General features: G+C 64.3%; 17 protein-coding genes. 13 read left to right on the top strand and 4 right to left on the bottom strand.

Going from position 1 to position 20,815, the window contains the following annotated elements:
* The first annotated feature begins 15 nt into the window (after positions 1–15).
* The 5 genes from rfaE1 (at position 16) to J2R76_RS01030 (ending at position 6,967) form a co-directional block, all read left to right on the top strand.
* The gene (rfaE1, locus tag J2R76_RS01010) at positions 16–1,488 is read left to right on the top strand and encodes a D-glycero-beta-D-manno-heptose-7-phosphate kinase (RefSeq protein ID WP_253623647.1); all 1,473 of its coding nucleotides are present in this window, start codon (positions 16–18) and stop codon (positions 1,486–1,488) included.
* An 8-nt stretch (positions 1,489–1,496) separates the two neighbouring features.
* Entirely contained in the window at positions 1,497–2,777 is a 1,281-nt protein-coding gene (locus J2R76_RS01015) for an O-antigen ligase (protein WP_253623648.1), read from the top strand.
* A gap of 84 nt (positions 2,778–2,861) precedes the next feature.
* Positions 2,862–4,775: a nucleoside-diphosphate sugar epimerase/dehydratase gene (locus J2R76_RS01020; RefSeq protein WP_253623649.1), complete on the top strand. Its 1,914-nt coding sequence runs from the start codon at positions 2,862–2,864 to the stop codon at positions 4,773–4,775.
* 39 nt (positions 4,776–4,814) lie between these two features.
* Positions 4,815–6,029 (top strand): glycosyltransferase family 4 protein, encoded by a 1,215-nt coding sequence (locus J2R76_RS01025; protein WP_253623650.1) that lies wholly within the window; start codon positions 4,815–4,817, stop codon positions 6,027–6,029.
* A complete protein-coding gene (locus tag J2R76_RS01030) occupies positions 6,026–6,967 on the top strand; it encodes an NAD-dependent epimerase/dehydratase family protein (RefSeq protein ID WP_253623651.1) in 942 nt (313 codons plus the stop codon). Before J2R76_RS01025 ends, J2R76_RS01030 begins: the two co-directional genes overlap by 4 nt.
* 5 nt (positions 6,968–6,972) lie before the next feature.
* Here J2R76_RS01030 and J2R76_RS01035 read toward each other — a convergent pair whose 3' ends face one another.
* Both J2R76_RS01035 and J2R76_RS01040 read right to left on the bottom strand, forming a co-directional pair.
* A complete protein-coding gene (locus tag J2R76_RS01035) occupies positions 6,973–7,983 on the bottom strand; it encodes a glycosyltransferase family 4 protein (RefSeq protein ID WP_253623652.1) in 1,011 nt (336 codons plus the stop codon).
* Between the two features lie 10 nt (positions 7,984–7,993).
* Positions 7,994–8,980 carry a lysylphosphatidylglycerol synthase transmembrane domain-containing protein gene (locus tag J2R76_RS01040; RefSeq protein WP_253623653.1) on the bottom strand — a complete coding sequence of 329 codons (987 nt, stop codon included), beginning with the start codon at positions 8,978–8,980 and terminating at the stop codon, positions 7,994–7,996.
* A gap of 298 nt (positions 8,981–9,278) precedes the next feature.
* On the opposite strand from J2R76_RS01040, the gene J2R76_RS01045 reads away from it, so the two are divergent.
* The 6 genes from J2R76_RS01045 (at position 9,279) to J2R76_RS01070 (ending at position 17,684) form a co-directional block, all read left to right on the top strand.
* Positions 9,279–10,691, top strand: a complete 1,413-nt coding sequence (locus J2R76_RS01045; RefSeq protein ID WP_253623654.1) for a mannose-1-phosphate guanylyltransferase/mannose-6-phosphate isomerase — start codon at positions 9,279–9,281, stop codon at positions 10,689–10,691.
* Between the two features lie 237 nt (positions 10,692–10,928).
* The gene (locus tag J2R76_RS01050; RefSeq protein WP_253623655.1) at positions 10,929–11,945 is read left to right on the top strand and encodes a Gfo/Idh/MocA family protein; all 1,017 of its coding nucleotides are present in this window, start codon (positions 10,929–10,931) and stop codon (positions 11,943–11,945) included.
* 29 nt (positions 11,946–11,974) lie between these two features.
* On the top strand, positions 11,975–13,126 hold the full coding sequence (locus tag J2R76_RS01055; protein ID WP_253623656.1) for a DegT/DnrJ/EryC1/StrS aminotransferase family protein: 1,152 nt from the start codon (positions 11,975–11,977) through the stop codon (positions 13,124–13,126).
* A 43-nt stretch (positions 13,127–13,169) separates the two neighbouring features.
* Positions 13,170–14,699: a murein biosynthesis integral membrane protein MurJ gene (gene murJ / locus J2R76_RS01060; protein ID WP_253623657.1), complete on the top strand. Its 1,530-nt coding sequence runs from the start codon at positions 13,170–13,172 to the stop codon at positions 14,697–14,699.
* Between the two features lie 128 nt (positions 14,700–14,827).
* Positions 14,828–17,137: a xanthine dehydrogenase family protein molybdopterin-binding subunit gene (locus J2R76_RS01065; protein ID WP_253623658.1), complete on the top strand. Its 2,310-nt coding sequence runs from the start codon at positions 14,828–14,830 to the stop codon at positions 17,135–17,137.
* 100 nt (positions 17,138–17,237) lie between these two features.
* Positions 17,238–17,684 carry a cytochrome c gene (locus J2R76_RS01070; RefSeq protein ID WP_253623659.1) on the top strand — a complete coding sequence of 149 codons (447 nt, stop codon included), beginning with the start codon at positions 17,238–17,240 and terminating at the stop codon, positions 17,682–17,684.
* A gap of 106 nt (positions 17,685–17,790) precedes the next feature.
* Here J2R76_RS01070 and J2R76_RS01075 read toward each other — a convergent pair whose 3' ends face one another.
* Positions 17,791–18,213: a CHRD domain-containing protein gene (locus tag J2R76_RS01075; protein ID WP_057016700.1), complete on the bottom strand. Its 423-nt coding sequence runs from the start codon at positions 18,211–18,213 to the stop codon at positions 17,791–17,793.
* 166 nt (positions 18,214–18,379) lie between these two features.
* Between J2R76_RS01075 and J2R76_RS01080 the strand changes: the two genes are divergently transcribed.
* Complete coding sequence (locus J2R76_RS01080; protein ID WP_253623660.1) at positions 18,380–19,315, top strand: cytochrome c; 936 nt, start codon at positions 18,380–18,382, stop codon at positions 19,313–19,315.
* Positions 19,316–19,434: 119 nt separating this feature from the next.
* Here J2R76_RS01080 and J2R76_RS01085 read toward each other — a convergent pair whose 3' ends face one another.
* Positions 19,435–19,680 (bottom strand): Lrp/AsnC ligand binding domain-containing protein, encoded by a 246-nt coding sequence (locus J2R76_RS01085; RefSeq protein WP_016845986.1) that lies wholly within the window; start codon positions 19,678–19,680, stop codon positions 19,435–19,437.
* A 194-nt stretch (positions 19,681–19,874) separates the two neighbouring features.
* Between J2R76_RS01085 and thiD the strand changes: the two genes are divergently transcribed.
* Positions 19,875–20,672 carry a bifunctional hydroxymethylpyrimidine kinase/phosphomethylpyrimidine kinase gene (thiD, locus tag J2R76_RS01090; RefSeq protein ID WP_092084855.1) on the top strand — a complete coding sequence of 266 codons (798 nt, stop codon included), beginning with the start codon at positions 19,875–19,877 and terminating at the stop codon, positions 20,670–20,672.
* The last annotated feature ends 143 nt before the right edge of the window (positions 20,673–20,815 follow it).

Below are 20,815 nucleotides of genomic sequence, written 5' to 3' on the forward strand. Positions count from 1 at the left end.
GGATGACGGTGACTGATGTTCGATTTTGAAGCGATCTCGCGTGCCATGTCCGGCCAGACCGTGCTCTGCGTCGGCGACCTCATGCTCGACGAGTTCGTCTATGGCGAGGTGTCGCGGATCTCGCCGGAGGCGCCGGCCCCGGTGATCGCGGTCAGGCGCAGCGAGACCAATATCGGCGGCGCCGGCAACGTCGCGCGCAACATCGCCGCGCTTGGCGGGCGCTGCATCTTCGTCGGCCTGATCGGCGAGGACGCCGCCGGCGCGGTGCTGGCCGAGGCGCTGGCGAAGGAGGCGGCTATCGAGACCGTACTGGTGCGCGACGTCGCGCGTCCGACCACGCGCAAGGTGCGCTTCGTCTCCGAGCAATTCTCGACCCACATGCTGCGCTCCGACTGGGAGTTCGCCGCGCCGGCCGCGCCGGCCATCGAGCAGCAGCTGATCGATGCAATCCTGCCGCGTCTTGCGCAAGCCGGCATCGTGCTGCTGTCGGACTACGCCAAGGGCGTGCTCACCGCGCGCGTGATCCGCAACGTGATCGACGCGGCGCGACAGGCGCAAAAGCGCGTCATCGTCGACCCCAAGAGCGCCAATCTCGCGATCTATCGCGGCGCGACCGTGCTGACGCCGAACCGCAAGGAATTCGCCGAGGCGACCCGCAGCCGCGCCGACAGCCAGGACAGCATCGCGCAGGCCGCGCCCGATGCGATGTACCTCGCGGATTGCGAGGCGATGCTGGTGACGCAGGGCGAGCGCGGCATGACGCTGGTGACGCGCGGCGGCGAGTCGATCCATGTGCCGGCGCTGCCGGTCAAGGTGCGCGACGTCTCCGGCGCCGGCGATACCGTTGCCGCGGCGTTGGCGCTGGCGCTGGCGGGCGGCGCCGACTGGGAAGGCGCGCTGCGGATCGCGAGCGCGGCGGCGGCGGTTGCGGTCGGCAAGACCGGTACCGCGATCGTCAAGTCCGCCGAATTGCGCCGAAGGATCCTGCCGCACGCTTCGCTGGCGGCCGAGGAGAAGATCGTCCCGGCCGGCGGCGACATCGATGCATGCCTCGAGGAGTGGCGCAGGCAGGATCTGCGCATCGGCTTCACCAATGGCTGCTTCGACATCCTGCATCCCGGCCACGTCAAGGTGCTGACCGCCGCGCGCGGCGCCTGTGACCGCCTGGTCGTCGGGCTGAACAGCGACGCCTCGGTGAAGCGGCTGAAGGGCGAGGGACGTCCGGTGCAGGACGAGCGCGCCCGCGCCGAGGTGCTGGCGGCGCTGGAAGCCGTCGACCTCGTCGCGATCTTCGAGGAGGACACGCCGATCAATCTGATCACGCAGGTGCGGCCGAGCGTGCTGGTCAAGGGCGGCGACTATACCCGCGAGCAGGTGGTCGGCCACGAGATCGTCGAAGCCGCCGGCGGCGAGGTGGTGCTGGTCGAGATCCTGCCCGGCCACAGCACGACGTCGCTGGTTGCGCGGGCCCGTGAGGGCAAGGCGTGAGCGCAAGCATGGCATCCCCGGCAGGCGCCACGGCGTGTCCGGCCTGGCGCGATCCGGCGCGCTGGCAGACCGCGACCGATGTGGTCGCGGTCCTGATTGCGCTGTCGCTGCCGTGGTCGACCTCGCTGGTCGGCATCTTCGGCGTGGTGCTGCTGATCGCGATCGCGCCGACGGTCGATCTGAAGGCGTTCTGGGCGCTGCTGAAGCGGCCGATCTGCCTGGCACCGGTCGCGTTGTTTTGCCTCGCGCTTGTCGGCACGCTCTGGTCGGACGCGGCCTGGGGCTTGCGATTCTACGCGGTCGGGCCGACCGCAAAGCTCCTCGTGCTGCCGGTCCTGCTCTATCATTTTCAGCGCTCGACCCGCGGGACCTGGGTGTTCGTCGCTTTCCTGGTCTCCTGCACGCTGTTGATGCTGATGTCCTGGCTGGTGCTTTCCTATCCGCACCTCGCGCTGCGGGCGCCCGCTCCGGGCGAGCAGGGAGTCTTCGTCAAGAACTACATCGACCAGAGCCAGGAATTCACCTTATGCGCGGTCGCGCTGGCCTATTCTATTGTTATGCTATTGAGGGAAAGGCGTTTCGCACTGGCCACGCTGCTGATTGTAATCGTGCTAAGCTTCTTCGCCAATTTGGCGTTCGTAGTAGTATCGCGGACCGCACTAGCGACTGTTCCGATCATGTTCGCGGTTTTTGCGTTGGTTCATCTACGCGGACGCAGCATAGTTGCAATCCTGTGTGCTATCGCGGTGCTAGCCACAATGGCTTGGTATTCTTCTCCGCAACTACGACGAACAGCTGAAAGGTTCGGCAGCGAATACGAACTGTACAAGCAGCAGAATGCTCCGACCTCGATCGGGCTACGCCTCGAGTTCTGGCGCAAATCGCTCGGCTTCTTCGCCGAAGCTCCGGTGATCGGTCACGGCACCGGAGCAACGCGGGGCCTATTCGAGCGAGTGGCGACCGGCGGCGTGACCCAGGCTTCCGGCGAAGTGATTGGAAACCCCCACAATCAAACGTTGAACGTCGCCGTGCAATGGGGCATTCTGGGCGTGGCGATGCTGTACGCGATGTGGCTGTTGCATCTCTTGCTGTTCCGCGGCGACGACCTTGTCAGCTGGATCGGGCTTCTCGTCGTGGTACAGAATATTTCCAGTTCGTTGTTTAATTCACACATCTTCGACTTTCATGAGGGCTGGATGTATGTGCTCGGCGTCGGAGTTGCGGGCGGCATGGCTTTGAAGGGGCAATTGGGGGCCAATATGGAACCCAAACCTCCTGCTTGTCCGTGATCTCTGGCAAGGGCTCTGCAGATACGCTATCAGCCTGCCAATGTCTCATCGCGAACTTCCAGTTGCCGGCAACCCGTCCCTTAGATGACGCGCCTTTCACAATTCACCCTGCGCAATTTCCTGATTTTGCTGCATGACGCGCTCGCGACGACGTTCGCGTTGCTGGCGAGCTTCTATCTGCGTTTCGAGGGCAGCCTCCTTACCGATCGACTCCCGCATCTGCTGCTCATCCTGCCCTGGTTCGTGCTGTTCAGCATTTTCGTCAGCTATTTCTCCAATCTCACCACGGCGAAATGGCGCTTCACCTCGCTGCCCGATGCGCTGAATATCCTGCGGGTCGCAGCCGTGCTGACACTGGCGCTGGTCGTGCTGGACTACGTCTACTTCTTCACCGGAACGAATTTGCAGAGCCCGGTGTTCCTCGGCAGGGTCACGATCATCCTGTTCTTCTTCCTCGAGGTGTTCGCGCTGAGTGCGTTGCGCCTCGGCTACCGCTATTTCCGCTATTCGCGCACGCGGCTGCATGCTCGATCCGACAATGCCGCGCCGGCGCTGCTGGTTGGGCGTACGGCGGATGCAGAAGTCGTGCTGCGTGGCATCGAGAACGGTGCCATCAAGCGCCTCTGGCCGGTTGGCGTACTCTCGCCGTCGGATGCGGACCGCGGCCAGATGATCCGCAACGTTCCCGTAGTCGGCGGCGTTGACGACATTGAGGCCGTGATTCGGGATTTCGAGAGCCGTCAGCGGCCGATCAAGCGCGTCATCATGACACCCTCGGCCTTCGAGCCAGACGCGCATCCCGAGAGCGTGCTGATGCGGGCCAAGCGGCTCGGCCTAATCGTCAGTCGGCTGCCGTCGCTGGAGGGCGGCGACGCGCCGCGGCTCACCAAGGTCGCGGTCGAGGACCTGCTGCTGCGTCCGAGCCAGAAGATCGACTACGCGCGGCTCGAGACGCTGGTGAGGGGCAAGTCCGTCATCGTGACCGGCGGCGGCGGCTCAATCGGCGCGGAAATCTGCGATCGGATCGCGACCTTCGGCGCGGCACGTCTGCTAGTTGTGGAGAACTCGGAGCCGGCGCTCTATGCTGTCACCGAGGCGCTATCCGCGCGCGACACCGGCCCTGAGATCGAAGGCCGGATCGCCGATATCAGGGATCGCGAGCGCATCATGCGGCTGATGGGCGAGTTCAAGCCCGATATTGTGTTCCATGCCGCGGCGCTCAAGCATGTGCCGATCCTGGAGCGCGACTGGAGCGAAGGGGTCAAGACCAACATCTTCGGGTCGGTGAACGTGGCCGACGCCGCCCATGCCGCGGGCGCAAGCGCGATGGTCATGATCTCGACCGACAAGGCGATCGAGCCAGTGTCGATGCTGGGTCTGACCAAGCGGTTTGCCGAGATGTATTGTCAAGCGCTCGACCACGACCTGATGACCGAGGCAAAGGGCAAGCCGCACATGCGCCTGATCTCGGTGCGGTTCGGTAATGTGCTGGCTTCCAATGGATCGGTGGTGCCGAAATTCAAGGCGCAGATCGAGGCCGGCGGACCGATCACGGTGACCCATCCCGACATGGTTCGTTACTTCATGACGATCCGCGAAGCCTGCGATCTCGTGATCACTGCGGCGACGCACGCCATGACGTCGGCGCGGCCAGACGTCTCAGTTTATGTGCTGAACATGGGGCAACCGGTGAAGATCGTCGATCTCGCCGAGCGGATGGTCCGTCTGTCGGGCCTGCAACCCGGCGTCGATGTCGAGATCGTTTTCAGCGGCATCCGTCCCGGTGAGCGGCTGAACGAGATCCTGTTCGCAAGCCAGGAGCCGACGCTCGACATCGGCGTCGCTGGCGTCATGGCGGCGAAGCCGAACCAGCCTCCAATGCCCAGGCTGCTCAAGTGGCTTGCGGCGCTGGAGGATGCGATCGGGAGTGATGATCGCGTGACCATTCGCGCCGTATTGCAGGACGCTGTGCCCGAGTTCGGGTCGGATGCCGCCTGACCGCCGTTCGCTAAGACAGGACCGTTTCGAAAGCCGTTGATGCGTAGTTCTCGAAAAGTCGTGGTCGTCAGCCAGCACTATCCGCCGGACCACAGCACGACCGCCGCGATCATGTCCGCGATCGCCGAACGGATCGCGCAGGAGTCCGAGGTGATGGTGGTCTCCGGAATGCCGGGCTCGGCGCGGGCGCCGGCCCCCGGGCGGCCCACCGTCGTCGAGATCAGGAACTGGCTGCCTGGAAAGGCGGCGCTGATCAAGCGCGCGCTAGCCGAGGCACTGTTCACTGGCCGGATCTTTTTTGCGCTGTTGTCGCGCCTGAAGCAAGGCGACGTGGCGCTGACGGTGACCGCTCCCTTCGCGCTGCCCTATGCGGTTGCCGCCGCGGCAAAGTTGAAGGGGGCCAAGTCGGCGCTGATCCTGCACGACCTGTTTCCCGATGTGCTCGTGATGGCCGGGCTGCTGCGGCCGTCCTCGCTGGTCACGCGGACGATGCGCGCGATCAACGCGCTGATGTTCCGCGCCTTGAACGTCGTCATCGTGATCGGCCGCGACGCCGAGAGGCTGTTGCTGCGGTATGGCGGAATGACGCAGGACAAGATCAGGTTCATCCCGAACTGGGCCACGCTCGCGCCCGGCAACCGTCCCGTCAGCCCCGACAATCCGTTTCGCAAGGCCATCGCCGCCAGCTTCGTCGTTGGGCTGTCAGGCAATCTCGGCTTCACCCACGATCCGGACATCGTGTTCGAGGCCGCGCGGCTGCTGCGTGACGAAGGCGAGGTCCATTTCCTGCTCTCGGGATGGGGCATCGGCTTCGCGCGGCTCAAGGAGCTGCAGGCCACCGCGCGGCTTGCCAACGTCACGCTGGTCGACCGCGTCGCGGACAGCGAGCTCGATGCGCTGCTCTCCAGTGCAGACGTCTGGCTCATCCCCTATCGCAAGGACGTCGCCGGCGTGTCGGTCCCGAGCCGGTTCTATAATTTGCTTGCTGCCGGCCGGCCCGTTGTCCTTGTTTCCGAACCGGAGGCCGAGGCGGCGCTTACTGTTAGCGAAAACGGGCTGGGCTGGGTCGTCACGCCGGGAAGGCCTGATCAACTCGCCGATGCCATCAGCCTGGCGTCGCGATCGCAGGACGCCGCGATGGCCGAGCGTGCCGTCGCGACCGCCCGGACCTTCAGTCCCGAGCGGGCGCTCGCGAGCTACGCCGCGCTGGTTCGGGAGTTGCTATCCAATCGCGATGTGGAGCGGACAGCATGAACGATGGTCGCCGGGCGGTTTTGGTGACGGGGGCCAGCGGCTTTGTCGGCCGGCATCTGGTGCCTGTACTGGCGCGCAATGGCTGGCTGGTGCGCCGCGCGGTGCGAACGGCGCCGCAAGATGCAAATGACGTGACGATCGACTCGCTCAGTCCAGCCACCGATTGGCGCGCCGCACTCGAGGGTGTGGACGCCGTTGTTCATCTTGCGGCTCGCGTTCACCAGCACTCCGACGAACAGGCGATAGAGCTCTACCGCAGCGTCAATATCGAGGGCACGCTGCACCTGGCGCGTTCGGCGGCTACTGCAGGCGTTCGCGATTTCATTTTTGTCAGCACGATCCTGGTCCATGGGCGCAGCAATTACGGGCGTCCGCCGTTTCGCGAGGACGATGCTCTGACCCCCCGCGGCCTCTACGGAAATTCGAAGGCGGCTGCCGAGGTTGGCCTGAAGGAAATTATGCCGGGCAGCGATATGAAGGTGACGGTCGTCAGGCCACCGCTGATTTACGGCGCGGGTGCGAAAGGAAATTTCGCCTTGCTCAAGCGTGCAGTGATCAACCGCGTGCCGCTTCCGCTTGCCTACGCCGATAATCACCGCGCTTTCCTGTCGGTGGAAAACCTCGCGTCATTCATTTTGCACCGATTGTCGCACCCGGGAGATGATTTCGACGTGTTCCTGGTGGCTGACCGCGAGCAGGTCTCGACACGGGAGTTCGTCGAGCGCCTGGCCCGCGCGGCAGAAACCTCGCCGCGTTTGTTCTGGCTGCCGCTATCGCTCTTGAAGGTGTCGCTCACGATGGGCGGGCGCAAAGAAGCCTATGACAGCCTGTTCGCCCCACTCGAGCTTGATCTTTCCAAGATCGCGGGCACCGGATGGCAGCAGCCGATCAGCCTCGATGAGGGGCTGCGACGCGCGCTGCGCCAGGTGGATACCTGAGGCGATCAGAGCGGTCGCGAGAACCGCCGCAGCTGCCGGGCGACGGCGAGCGCGCCGGTCAGCAGCAGCGCGATGTCTGCGGTAAGCGAATTGAGGGCGACCGAGGCGAATGCGAGCAGCGCCAGCACCGCGTTGAGTGCGAACACCTCGCCGACGACGCGCCACACCGTGAATCCGTTGTCAGTCGCGCGCTGATAGAAGTGCGAGCGATGCGCGGCCCAGAAGGGCTCGCGCCGCGCCATGCGGCGAAACAGCGTGACCGTTGCATCCGTCAAATAATACAGCGGCAGCAGCATCGCGGCGGCGAACCGCCGATGCAGGGCGAGCTCGAGCAGGCACCATCCGAGCAGCAATCCGATCGGCAGGCTGCCGACATCGCCGAGGAATATCCTTGCGACCGGTCGATTGAACGGCGCGAAGCCGAGCAGCGCGCCGCACAGCGCTGCCGCGACCAGCGCGGGAGCTGCGGGGAGATAGCCGAAGCTGCCGAGCAGGGCGATCGCCACGGTGATCGGCACGGCCTCCGCCGCGGTCATCAGGTCGAGCCCGTCCATGAAGTTGACGAGGTTCACGAACCAGAGGCCGGCGATCAGCAGCAGGCCGCGTTCGAGCCAAACCGAGCCGGCCGGAACCAGCCTGAGACCATCAGGCGCGGAAAACACCACGGCCGCGACTGCGGTTGCCTGCAGTAACAGCCGCGGGACGACAGGCAGGGATCGAATGTCGTCGGCAAAGCCTACCACCGCGATGAACAGGCAGGCCGCGAAGACGATGAAGGGAGTTGTCAGGTCCTGAGATCCCGCCAGGACGATGACGATCCCGCTCGCTAGCAGCGTCGCCGCCGTGACCGCGATGCCGGCACCCTGCGGCGTCGGAATACGGTGCGACGAGCGCGCGTTCGGCTTCGCCAGTGCCACACGCAGCAGCAGCGGCCGCGTCGCCTGGATCAGGACAGCCGAGATCGACGCAGCCAGGACCGCCGCGATCAATGACAGGAGGATTTCGAAAGCGCTCATTCTGGTCCGGCTATTGCGATCCCGGGATTCGCGATTGCGATCCCGGGACTTCGATCGGTTCTGTGCCCTTGGCGGCCTTTTCCGGGCTCAGGATCCACACTAGGCCGCCAAACACGCCAACCGCGAACGATACCGCGCCGAACAACAGCGAGATGTTGACCCCCTCATTGGCGATCAATCCGGCGTAGCCGAAGGCCAGCGCCATTGTGGCCTCGCGAACGCCCCAGCCCGCGATCGAGATCGGCATCATCGTGATCAGCATCACCGGCGGCAACAACTGGAAGATCTGGCCGAAGGTGACGGGGGCGGTGATCGACTTCACCACGCACCAGGCGATCACGACGGTCACGACGTGAATGGCGATCGAGAGAATTGCGACCCTCAATCCGCGCTTGCGGCTGAACAACACCCGGTTCGCGATGACCGCGCAGGCGTGGACGTGATGCGTCGCCCACCATTGCTTCAGCCAGACCCAAGGCAACACGCCGATCAGCAGGAAGCCAAATCCGGCCGCGAGCGCGGCGAGGTCGAGAAGCAGCAACGCCATCCAGCCGTGGGAATCAGAAATCAGCCGATAGCTCCAGGGCAGGGTGGCGGCGATGACGACAGCGAGGGCAATCAGTCCGATCGCGCGGTCGACGAAAATCGAATAGGTGGCTGCGCGCCAACCCGCACCGGCGCGCGCGACGAGCCAAAGCCGGACCGCGTCGCCGCCGATCGAGGAGGGCAGTGTCTGGTTGAAGAAGGTGCCGATCACGTTGAAGCGCATGGCCTGACCGGTCTCCAGCGGGGCGCCGCACTCCACGCTGACCTCCCGCCAGCGCAACACCCCGAGGAAGATTTGCAGGAACGTGACCGCGATCGCGAGGCCGAGCCAGCCCAGGCTCTCGACCTGGATACGGGAAGCTAGGTCGTACAGATTGACCTTGCGCAGCGAGAAATAGAGCAGCGCAGCCGAAATAAGGATCTTGACGGTCGAAAGCAGGATTCGGCGCATGGTCCGTTCGCGCTGCCGGGGTTCGGAATGTGTCAAAAACAGCGCAAAACGCTTTCGCGCGCCCAAATTCGCCGTCTTGGTATGGTTTCCGCGTCGATCTGGCAATACCCGTAGTGGTCCCTATTGCGGCAGGCGCAAAGGGGCGGCTAAAGAGGCCGGAACGGGGATGGCCGGTATAATGCCGGTAAAATCCGACCCGGTGCGTGGGGGCACGTGATACCACTTGCTTCGCTGCCTGCCGCGCCGACCTGGCGAATTTATTGTGTTATCTGCGGACACGACAGGACTTGAGGCATTAATGACTCGACGAATTATCCCACTGATCATGTGTGGCGGAGCCGGCACACGGCTATGGCCGGCCTCGCGCGAGGTGCATCCGAAGCAGTTCCTGTCGCTGTTCGGGGCCCGCTCGACGTTCCAGGAGACGCTGCTGCGGGTCTCCGACGCCGGCCTATTCGAGCGGCCGATCGTGATTACCAGCGAGACCTATCGCTTCATGGTGCTGGAGCAGCTAGCCGAGGTCGACCGCGAGGCCGATGTGCTGCTGGAGCCGATGCGCCGCGACTCGGGGCCCGCGATCGCGGCTGGTGCGGCGTTCGCGCAGAGCCGCGATAGCGAAGCGATCGTGCTGGCGCTCGCTGCCGACCATATGGTGCGGGACACGCAGGCTTTCGTCGCCGCATGCCGCGCCGGGTTGGTGGCTGCGGAAGCCGGCCGCATCGTGACGTTCGGTGTCAAGCCGGAGCGGCCGGCCACCGAATACGGCTACATCAATCCGGGTGAGGTGGCCGCTGGCGAGGTGCGCGTAGTGGCGAAATTCGTCGAGAAGCCGGATGCCTCGACGGCGGCAGGCTATATTGATGCGGGCTATCTCTGGAATAGCGGCAACTTCATGTTCCGCGCCGGCGTGTTGCTCGACGAGTACCGCAATGTCGATGCGGAGAGTGTCGCCTCAGTGGAGCAGTCTGTTGCCATGGCGGCGCGCGACCTCGGCTTCGTCAAGCTCGACGCTGCGGCTTTCGAAGCGGCGAAGGCGATCTCGATCGATTACGCTGTCATGGAGAAGACATCTCATGCTGCGGTGGTGCCGGTGGCGTGCGGGTGGTCCGACATCGGGTCGTGGCGTCAAGTCTGGGAGCTCTCCGACAAGGACAGCCTCGGCAACGCGGCCCGCGGCGCGGCGGTGTTTGAGGATTCCCGCAATTGCAACGTCTCGACCGACCGGGCGCTGGTTGCGCTTGAAGGCGTCGATGATCTCGTCGTGGTCGCGACCCAGGACGCCGTGCTGGTGTCACGCCAAAAGGACGCCAACGGGCTGAAGCGGCTGGTCGCAAAACTGAAAGTGGCGGCGCCGGAGGTGACCGAGAGCCACATCAAGGTGCATCGCCCCTGGGGCTCCTATCAGTCGGTCGATAATGGCGACCGCCATCAGGTCAAGCGCATTATCGTCAAGCCTGGCGGACGGCTCTCGTTGCAAAAACACCATCACCGTTCCGAACACTGGATCGTGGTGCGCGGGACCGCGCTGGTCACCGTCAACGAGCTGATCAAGACGGTGCACGAGAACGAATCGATCTACATCCCGATCGGCGCGGTGCACCGGCTGGAGAATCCCGGCAAGATCCAGCTCGAGTTGATTGAGGTGCAGACTGGTAGCTATTTCGGCGAGGATGACATCGTCCGCATCGAGGACGACTATCAGCGCACCTGAGGCATGCTTAATTCCCAACCTCAAACATGCGCGCGGGGGCGATGTAACTCTTTGAATCAAAACGTGTCCGGATTTCGTCATTGGCATTCGCCACATTTGTGACGTCGTGCTATAGCGGCTGTAACGAAGCGGGGTGATTTGCGCCAAAGGCGAAGAGCGGCCTTGGTGCTGATTCCTTGGAGCCGAGTGGCTCCCTCGAGCGGAGCAACCGCCGGAGCGCTACTTGGGGTCTACGATATGAATGCAAAACTGTCCGCAGCTGGCGCGAAGACCGATATCGGCCGCGCATTGCGGGTCGGCGTGATCGGCGCCGGCGTGATGGGCAGCAACCACGCCCGCGTGCTGGCCGGACTGCCTGGCGTCTTGTTGATCGGCATCGTCGATCCGCTCCCGGAACACCGCGCGCGAGCCATCGACCTGGTCGGCTGCCGCGCCTTCGAAAGCCTCGATCAGCTGTTCGCCGAGGGCATTGATGCGGTGACGATCGCAGCTCCCACCCATCTGCATCACGAGATCGCGCTCGCCTGCATCGCGCGCAACATTCACATCCTGGTCGAGAAGCCGGTCGCATCCACGGTCGAAGAGGGCCGCGAGATCGTCGCGGCCGCCGAACGAGCTGGCGTCACGTTGATGGTCGGCCATGTCGAGCGTTTCAATCCGGCGGTCGCTGCAATCAAGCAAGCAATCTCGGCCGAAGACATCCTGTCGATCGGCATCACCCGGGTCGGCCCGTTTCCGCCGCGAATGTCCAATGTTGGCGTCGTGATCGACCTTGCCGTGCACGACATCGACCTGATCCGCTGGTTCACGGAATCCGATATCGTCGAGGTGCAGCCGCAGCTCTCGAGCGCCGTCGCCGAGCGCGAGGACATCGCGCTGCTGCAGTTCCGCACCGCTTCCGGCGTGCTCGCCCACATCAACACCAACTGGCTGACGCCGTTCAAGGCGCGCAACGTGACGGTTGCAACCCGCGGCAAATATGTGATGGGCGATCTGCTTACGCGTCAGGTCACCGAATGCTTTGGCTTCAAACCGGATGGCAGTTATTCGATGCGCCATCTGCCGGTCGGTCACGACGAGCCGCTTCGGGCCGAGCTGATCGCCTTCCTTGATGCCGTGCGGGGCGGCAAGCTGCCGGCAGTGTCTGGCGACGAGGGCGTGGCGAGCCTCGAGATCGCGATCCGCTGCCTGGAATCACGCGCCAGGCCCGCCGCCTCGACGGTCCGCAAAGGGCCGCGCCGCGTTGCCAGCTAATGCAACTTGAAAACACGCGCGAAAGCTTCATGAACCAGCACATGCGTCCAGAGCCTGTTCCCTTCATAGACATTGCCGCGCAGCGCCAGCGGCTCGGCAAATCGGTCGATGATGCAGTCGCCCGCGTGCTCAACCATTGCCAATTCGTCAATGGCCCGGAAGTGACCGCGCTGGAGAAGGCGCTGGCGGACTATAGCGGCGCAAAGCATGTGGTGAGCTGTTCCAGCGGCACTGACGCGCTCTTGATGGTCCTGATGGCGAAGAATGTCGGGCCGGGTGACGCCGTGCTGTGCCCGTCTTTCACGTTCTGCGCGACCGGCGAAGCGGTGGCGCTCACCGGCGCGACACCCCTCTTCGTCGATGTGGACGAGACGACATTCAATATCGATATCAATTCGCTCAAGCGCGGGATCGCCACCGCGATGTCGCGTGGCCTAAAGCCGGTTGGTGTCATTCCAGTGGATTTGTTCGGCCAGAGCGCCGATCATGACGCGGTGGCTGCGGTTGCCGAAGCCGAAGGCCTGTTCGTGCTCGACGACGCCGCCCAGGGCTTTGGCGCGAGTTACAAGGGCCGCAAGCTCGGCACCTTCGGGCTCGCGACCGCGACCAGTTTCTTCCCGGCAAAGCCGCTCGGCTGTTTCGGCGATGGCGGCGCGATCTTTACCAATGACGACGAACTTGCGAACGCGCTACGCAGCATCCGTGTGCACGGGCAAGGCTCGGACAAATATGACAATATCCGCCTCGGCCTCACCGGGCGGCTCGATACCATGCAGGCCGCGATCCTGCTCGAGAAGCTGAAGATTTTTGACGACGAGATCGTGGCACGCAACCAAGTGGCGGAGCGCTACGCGCGCGGACTCGGCAGTATCGTGACCGTGCCTCGCCTTGCGCCAGGTTGCACCTCGGTGTGGGCGCAATACACAATCCGCCTGCCGAAAGGGGCCGACCGCGATGCCTTTGCCTTGACGCTGAAGACCCAAGGCATTCCGACGGCGATCTACTACACGAAGTCGATGCACCAGCAGACCGCTTACCGTGATTTCCCGGTCGCCGACGGCGGCCTAGCGATCAGCGAAAGCCTCTCCGACGACGTCATCAGCCTGCCGATGCACGCCTATCTCGACGAGGCGGCCCAGGACCGCGTCATCGCGGCTGTGCGCAGCGCGCTTTCAGCCTGATAGGAAACTTTTTCAGACCGCAATCATGCGCTAGAAGCAGCGCATGCTTGGACGCATCTTCACCGTCGGCGGCTATACCCTGCTATCGCGGGTCACCGGGTTCGCGCGCGACATCATGCTCGCGGCGATCCTCGGTGCCGGGCCGATTGCCGACGCCTTCTTCGTGGCGCTGCGGCTGCCCAATCATTTCCGCGCGATCTTCGCCGAAGGCGCCTTCAACGCCGCCTTCGTGCCGGCCTATGCCCATGTCCATGGCGAGAAGGGCGAAGCGTCGGCGCGGCTGTTCGCCGACCGCATCTTCACGCTGCTGTTCGCCTCGCAGGTGATCCTGCTGGCGGTGGCGATGGCGTTCATGCCGCAGGCGATGAGCATCCTCGCGCCGGGCTTCACCGAGGACGCGGCGCAGCGCAAGCTCGCGATCGAGCTGACGCGGATCACGTTTCCCTATCTGCTGCTGATCACGCTGGTGACGCTTTATGGCGGCATGCTCAACGTGATGCATCGCTTCGCCAGCGCCGCCGCGGCGCCGATCTTCCTCAACCTCGCCATGATGATGACGCTGGCGCTCGCGGCGTTCTTCCCGAGCGTGGGCCACGCCGCGGCCTGGGGCGTCCTGATCTCGGGCTTCCTGCAATTCTTCCTGCTTGCCGGCGACTTGGCGCGCCATGGCGGCCTGCCACGGTTCGCGCCGTTGAAGCTCGACGAGGACGTTCGCGGCTTCTTCCGCGCGCTGGGACCGGCGACGCTGGGCTCGATGGGCACCCAGGTGGCGCTGTTCGCCGACACCATCATCGCGACCTTCCTGCCCGCCGGCGCGCTGTCGGCGCTGTATTATGCCGACCGCCTCAATCAATTGCCGATCGGCGTGATCGGGATCGCGATCGGCACCGTGCTGCTGCCGGAGATGTCGCGGCGCCTGAGCGCCGACGATCACGCCGGCGCGATGGCCGCGCAGCGCCGCGCCTTCGATTTCACGCTGCTGTTCTCGGTGCCGTTCGTGGCGGCGTTCCTGACGGTCGCCGATCCGATCATGCGCGCGATGTTCGCCCGCGGGGCGTTCTCCAAGGCCGATGCGGCAAGCGCCGGGGCCACGCTCGCGGCCTATGCGGTGGGGCTCATTCCCTTCGTGATGATCCGCAGCGCGGTCGCGACCTTCTACGCTCGCAAGGACACCGCAACCCCGGTGAAAGCGGCGCTGACCGGGGTCGCGGTCAACGTCGCGCTGAAGATCGCGCTGGTCGGCACGCTGGCGCAGGTCGGCCTCGCGCTCGCGACCGCGGTCGGGGCCTGGGTCAATCTGCTGCTGGTGCTGATGTTTGCCGTGCGCCGCGGCTACCTCGCGCTCGATCGCGCGCTGATCCGCTCGTTCGGCACCTTCGCGCTGTGCGGCGTGCTGCTCGCGGTCGCACTGTGGCTGACCTCGCATTTCGCTTATGTGTGGTTCGCGCCGATGCAGATCTTTCGCGACGAACTGATCCTGCTGCTGCTGATTGCGGTCGGCGTCTTCGTCTACGCCCTCCTGATCCTCATGCTGTTCGGCCGCGGCTGGCTGTTCGCGCTCCGCCGCGTATAGTTTTACCTGTCAAATCAAATGCATACGAGGCCGCTGTGTGATAGCGCCGCGCGCGGCGGAAAGCGGTTTGCGCTTCGGCGACAACCACGCCAATATGCGCAAAACACACCAAGGCAATTGGAGAGACGATGGCAGCTCCCATCAAATTCGGCGTCGGACAAAGTGTGCGGCGCAAGGAGGACGACGCTCTGATTCGCGGCAGGGGCCGCTACACCGACGACGTTGCACCGTCTCCCGCATTGCACGCGCTGATGCTGCGCTCGCCGCACGCGCACGCGACCTACACGATCGATGCCGGCAAGGCCCGCGGCATGCCCGGCGTGGCGCTGATCCTGACCGCCGCCGATGTCGCCGAACTCGGCGGCCTGCCGTGCCTGTTCAATCTCGAGACCGATCCGTTCACCGCACCGCCTTATCCGATCCTCGCCAAGGACGAGGTGCGCCATGTCGGCGACGCGGTGGCCTTTGTGGTCGCCGACACCGTCGATCATGCCCGTGACGCGATCGAGGCGATCGACGTCAAATGGACGCCGCTGCCGGCGGCGGTCGGCCTCGTCAATGCGGTGAAGAAGGACGCGCCGCAGGTCTGGCCGGACAAGCCCGGCAATGTGCTGTTCGACGTCTCGATCGGCGACAAGAAGGCCGCCGAGGACGCGTTCGCCAAGGCGCATGCGGTGGCCGAGATCACCATCGTCAATCCGCGCGTCATCACAAATTTTATGGAGACGCGCGCCGCGGTCGCCGAATACGACGCCAAGAAGGATCATCTGACGCTGACGATCGGCAGCCAGGGCAGCCACCGCCTGCGCGAGATCCTCTGCGACATGGTCCTGAAGATGCCGAAGGAGAACATGCGGGTGATCTGCCCGGATGTCGGCGGCGGCTTCGGCACCAAGCTGTTTCCCTATCGCGAATATGCGCTGATCTCGGTCGCCGCGCGCAAGCTAAAGAAAAGCATCAAATGGACGGCCGAGCGCTCCGACCATTTCATGGGCGACGCGCAGGGCCGCGACAATCTCACCACCGCGAAGATGGCGCTCGCCGAGGACGGCAAATTCCTCGGCATGGATGTCGACCTGATGGGCGACATGGGCGCCTATCTCTCGACCTTCGCGCCCTACATCCCGCATGGCGGCGCCGGCATGCTGCCTGGCCTCTACGACATCCAGGCCTTCCACTGCCGGGTCCGCACCGTGTTCACCAACACGGTGCCGGTCGATGCCTATCGTGGCGCCGGCCGCCCGGAGGCCGCCTATGTCATCGAGCGCCTGGTCGACGCCGCCGCGCGCAAGCTCGGCATGACGCCGGACGCCATCCGGCGGAAGAATTTCATTCCGCCGAAGTCGCTGCCCTACACGACCGCGACCGGCAAGGTCTACGACTCCGGCGACTTCGTCGCGCATATGAAGCGCGCGATGGAGATTGCCAACTGGAAGGAGTTTCCGAAGCGTGCCAAGGCCGCCAGGAAAGAGGGCCTGGTGCGGGGCATCGGCATGGCGAGCTATGTCGAGGTCTGCGGCACGATGGGCGAGGAGACCGCCAATGTGGCGCTCGATCCCAATGGCGATATCTCGGTCCTGATCGGCACGCAGTCGAGCGGACAGGGCCACCAAACCGCCTATGCGCAGATCGTCGCCGAGCAGTTCGGCGTGCCGCCCGAGCGCGTCCATGTGCTGCAGGGCGATACCGACAAGATCGCGACCGGCCTCGGCACCGGCGGCTCGGCATCGATTCCGTCCGGCGGCGTCAGCGTGCAGCGGGCGACGCATGATCTCGGCAACAAGCTGAAGGAGCTTGCGGCGCAGGCGCTGGAAGCCGGCGCCGGCGACCTCGAAATCGCCGACGGCCGCATCCGCATCGCCGGCACCGACCGCTCGATCAGCTTTGCCGATCTCGCCAAACGTCCCGGCGGCGATACGTCGAAGATGAATGCCAGCGCGACCTTCGCCAGCGCCGACGGCACCTATCCGAACGGCACCCATCTCGCCGAGGTCGAGATCGATCCCTCAACCGGCATCATCAAGATCGTCAGCTACGTCATCGTCGACGATTTCGGCGTCACGCTCAATCCGCTGATGCTCGCCGGCCAGGTTCACGGCGGCGCGATGCAGGGCATCGGGCAGGCGCTGATGGAGCAGGCGGTGTACAGCCCGACGGACGGTCAGCTCGTCACCGGCACGTTCATGGACTATGCGCTGCCGCGCGCCTCCGACGGGCCGTCCTTCGTGTTCGAGACCCATAACGTGCCCTGCACGACCAACCCAATGGGCGTGAAGGGCGCGGGCGAGGCCGGCGCGATCGGCTCGTGCCCGGCGGTCGTCAACGCGATCGTCGAGGGTCTGCATCGTGAGTACAAGATCGACCACATCGACATGCCCGCCACGCCGGAACGGGTCTGGATCGCGATCCGCGAGGCGCAGCGCCGCCATAATCTCTGATAAATTGTCGCAGGCGGAATGAAGATTCCGCCTGCGGTGTTTTGCAAACCAGGCCGCCCGCAGATCGCGGACCGGGACAAACGGAATTGAGGGTTAGCCGATGAAGCGGATTGTCGTCGTTGTCGCGATGCTGGCGTTCGGTGCCGGTGCAGTCGTCGCACAGCAGGATCAAGTCAAGAAGACCCAGGCCATGATGAAGGACAATGGCAAGAATGCGGGTGCGCTGTCGGCGATCATCAAGGGCGAAAAGCCCTACGACCAGGCGACCGTCAATGCCGCGCTGGCCCAGTTCGAGGATACCGCCAAGCAGCTTCCGACGCTGTTTCCCGAGAGCATGAAAGGCGTCAAGCTGGAAGGCGATTACGCCCCTTCGCCGAAAATCTGGGAAGACAGGGCGGGCTTCGCGCAGCAGTCCGCGAGCTTCGCGAAGGTCGTCACCGATGCCAAGGGCAAGATCAAGGACGTCGATACGCTGAAGGCCGAGCTGGGCGTGATCGGCAAGCAGTGCGGCGGCTGCCACGAGACCTATCGCGTCAAGAAGGGCTGATCGCCATTCCATCAACGAAAAGGGCGGACGCTTTAGGGCGTCCGCCCTTTTTTGTGTCGGCCGTTTCTTGTTGGCGTTGCGTCGCGAACGATTACTTCGTCACTTGTTATTTGGTCACTTGGCCGCGGATCTCACCGCCCGGATTGGCCGCAGTGTGAACGTTGACATAGTACTTGCCGGCGAGCAGATCGGCGGCTTGCGCGTCGGTCAGCGTGGCGCTGCCTTCGACCGGGCTCGACGTCGCGTTCGGGATCGCGACTGCGACACCGGAATTCTTGCCGGCCTCGGCGGGGCCGTGGAAATGCGCGGCGGTGGCCGGACCCGAGAGGCCGGAATAGGTCAGCTTCCAGCTCAGCTTCTTGCTGGCGGCATCGTAGTCGATGTCGGCGGTGCCGGTGGCGGTGCTGGTATTCGGCGGCACTTCGCTCTTGCTGTCCAGCTTCGCCGTGAACTTCTCGGCAAAGGCAGGACCGGCGAAGGCGATGGCGGCGCCGAGCGTCAGCGTGGCAAGCAAGGTCTTGTTCGACATGGTTCTCTCCCCTTTGACGTCACAGGATGGTTGCAATCTTCAAACAGCAGTTTTTCGGATTTATTCCCCAAATGGATCGTGGGTGCGGCAAATTTGATGCGAGCTTGTCCGGCTGGTTGCCATCATACTGGTCCATGAATTGACGCGACCAATGACGGATCGGTGAATGCTGCGACGAATTTTCCTCCTGGCGATTCTGGCCGGCGCAATCGGCTTTGGCGTGTTCTGGTGGCTGACGATCCCCACGACCGTTGCCGCCGACGCGCTGCCTGCCTATCAGCCTGACCTGGCCAACGGCCTCACAACGTTCAATGCCGGGGGATGTTCCTCCTGCCATGCCGTGCCGAAGCAGGACGACCGCACGAAGCTCGGCGGCGGGCTCGCGATCCCCTCGCCATTTGGCACCTTCTACGCGCCGAACATCTCGTCCGACCCGAACGACGGCATCGGCCGCTGGAGCGAGGCCGATTTCGTCACCGCGGTCATGAAGGGCACCTCGCCATCGGGCGCGCACTATTTCCCGGCGTTTCCGTATCCGTCCTATCAGCACGCCAGGGTCAGCGATGTGCGCGACCTGTTCGCCTATCTGAAGACCTTGCCGCCGGTCGCCGGCAAGGTGCGCGACCATGATTTGCCGTTTCCCTTCAACATCAGGCGCAACGTCGGGGTCTGGAAACTCCTGTTCATGAACGGCAAGCCGTTCATCGCGGATGCAAGCCGCTCGGCGCATTGGTACCGCGGCGCCTATCTCGTCAACAGCTTCGGCCATTGCGCCGAGTGCCACAGCCCGCGCAATGTCCTCGGCGGCATCGTCACCGCGCAGCGCTTCGCCGGTGGTCCGAATCCGGAGGGCGAAGGCTGGGTGCCCAACATCACGCCGAGGGGGATCTCGGACTGGAGTGTGAAGGATATCGCCTATTTCCTCGAGAGCGGCCAGACGCCGGACGGCGATAGCGCGGGCGGATCCATGGTGCGCGTGATCCGCAACACCTCGCGACTGTCGTCGTCCGACCGCGACGCGATCGCCGAGTACATCAAGTCGCTGCCGCCGGTCGAGGGACCGCCGAAGCCGGTGAAGAAGGAGAAGGAGAAGGAGTTGTAAAGCGGGATGGGTTTGGTTGAATCGGCTCGCCGCGATTTCGGTTCACCTCTCCCAAGGAAGAGGTGAACTTTCGACCGTTCAAGCTCGACCTCATCTCATCATGCTCTCGCGGGCGCGTCCTACTTCGCGCCGAACGCCTTGAAGGTGATGATCGTGAGGGTGTCCTGGATGCCCGGGATCACCTGAACCTTCTCGTTGATGAAATGGCCGATGTCGGTGTCGTGGTCGACGTAGAACTTGACCAGGAGGTCGTAGTTGCCCGCGGTGGAATAGATCTCGGACGCAATCTCGGCCTCCGCCAGTGCGTTGGCGACGGTGTAGGACTGGCCGAGCTTGCATTTGATCTGGACGAAGAAAGGAACCATCAAAGTCGTCTCCGGGGATTTCCGCGACTATAGGCCCAAAACGGGCGGCCAAGGCAAGGGGCGAGGCAGGGGGGCAAGGTGAGGCCAACTTGCGGTAAAGTCAGGCTAACTTGCTGCCGATCGGCGGCCGGGCTAGGACAGGCCATGGTCTTGTTCGTGATGGTCTCACTCGTATCAACCACTGGCGCTGCAAGATGACGCCGGTCGCGCTCACCATTGCCGGCTCGGACTCCTCGGGCGGGGCGGGCATCCAGGCCGACCTCAAGAGCTTTGCCGCGCTCGGGGTCTATGGCGCCTCCGCGATCACGGCGCTGACCGCGCAGAACACCATGGGGGTCAGCGGCATCCATCCGGTGCCCGCGTCATTCGTCGCCGCCCAGATCGATGCAGTGTTCTCCGACCTCGAGGTCGGCGCGGTCAAGATCGGCATGGTGGCGCAGGCCGACACGATCGCTGCGATCGCCGATGGGCTGAGGCGCTGGGCGCCGCGCCATGTCGTGCTCGATCCGGTGATGGTCGCAACCTCCGGTGATCGGCTGCTTGCCGCCGAGGCGGTCGATGCGCTGAAGGTCCTGCTGTTTCCGCTGGCCTCGCTGATCACGCCGAACCTGCCGGAAGTGGCGGCGCTCTTGAACGAGCCGGTTGCCTCAAGCGAGGCCGACGTCGAGCGACAAGGCAAGCGATTGCTGGCGATGGGATGTCGCGCGGTGCTGGTCAAGGGCGGCCATGGGCACGGCGCCGAGAGCATCGACTATCTGATCGACGCCGAGCACAGCATCGCGCTGGCTGCGCCGCGGATTGCGACCGCCAATACGCATGGCACCGGCTGCTCGCTGTCCTCGGCAATCGCAGCAGGGCTCGCGAAGGGCGAGAGCATGGAGACCTCCGTGCGCAACGCCAAGGCCTGGATCACGCAGGCGATCGCCGAAGCCGATCGCTTCGCCGTCGGCCACGGCCATGGGCCGGTGCATCACTTCCACAAGTATTATTGAAGCGTCGTTCAATCGTAGCTTTGTAGCCCGGATGGAGCGCAGCGTAATCCGGGATCGGTCGATCCGCACAGAGAGTGGTCCCGGATTGCGCTGCGCTTCATCCGGGCTTCTGTAACGGGCCTTGGTTAGTCAATCCCTTTTCG

This window comes from Bradyrhizobium sp. USDA 4532 (genome assembly GCF_024171315.1).
Taxonomy (GTDB): Bacteria; Pseudomonadota; Alphaproteobacteria; order Rhizobiales; family Xanthobacteraceae; genus Bradyrhizobium; species Bradyrhizobium australafricanum.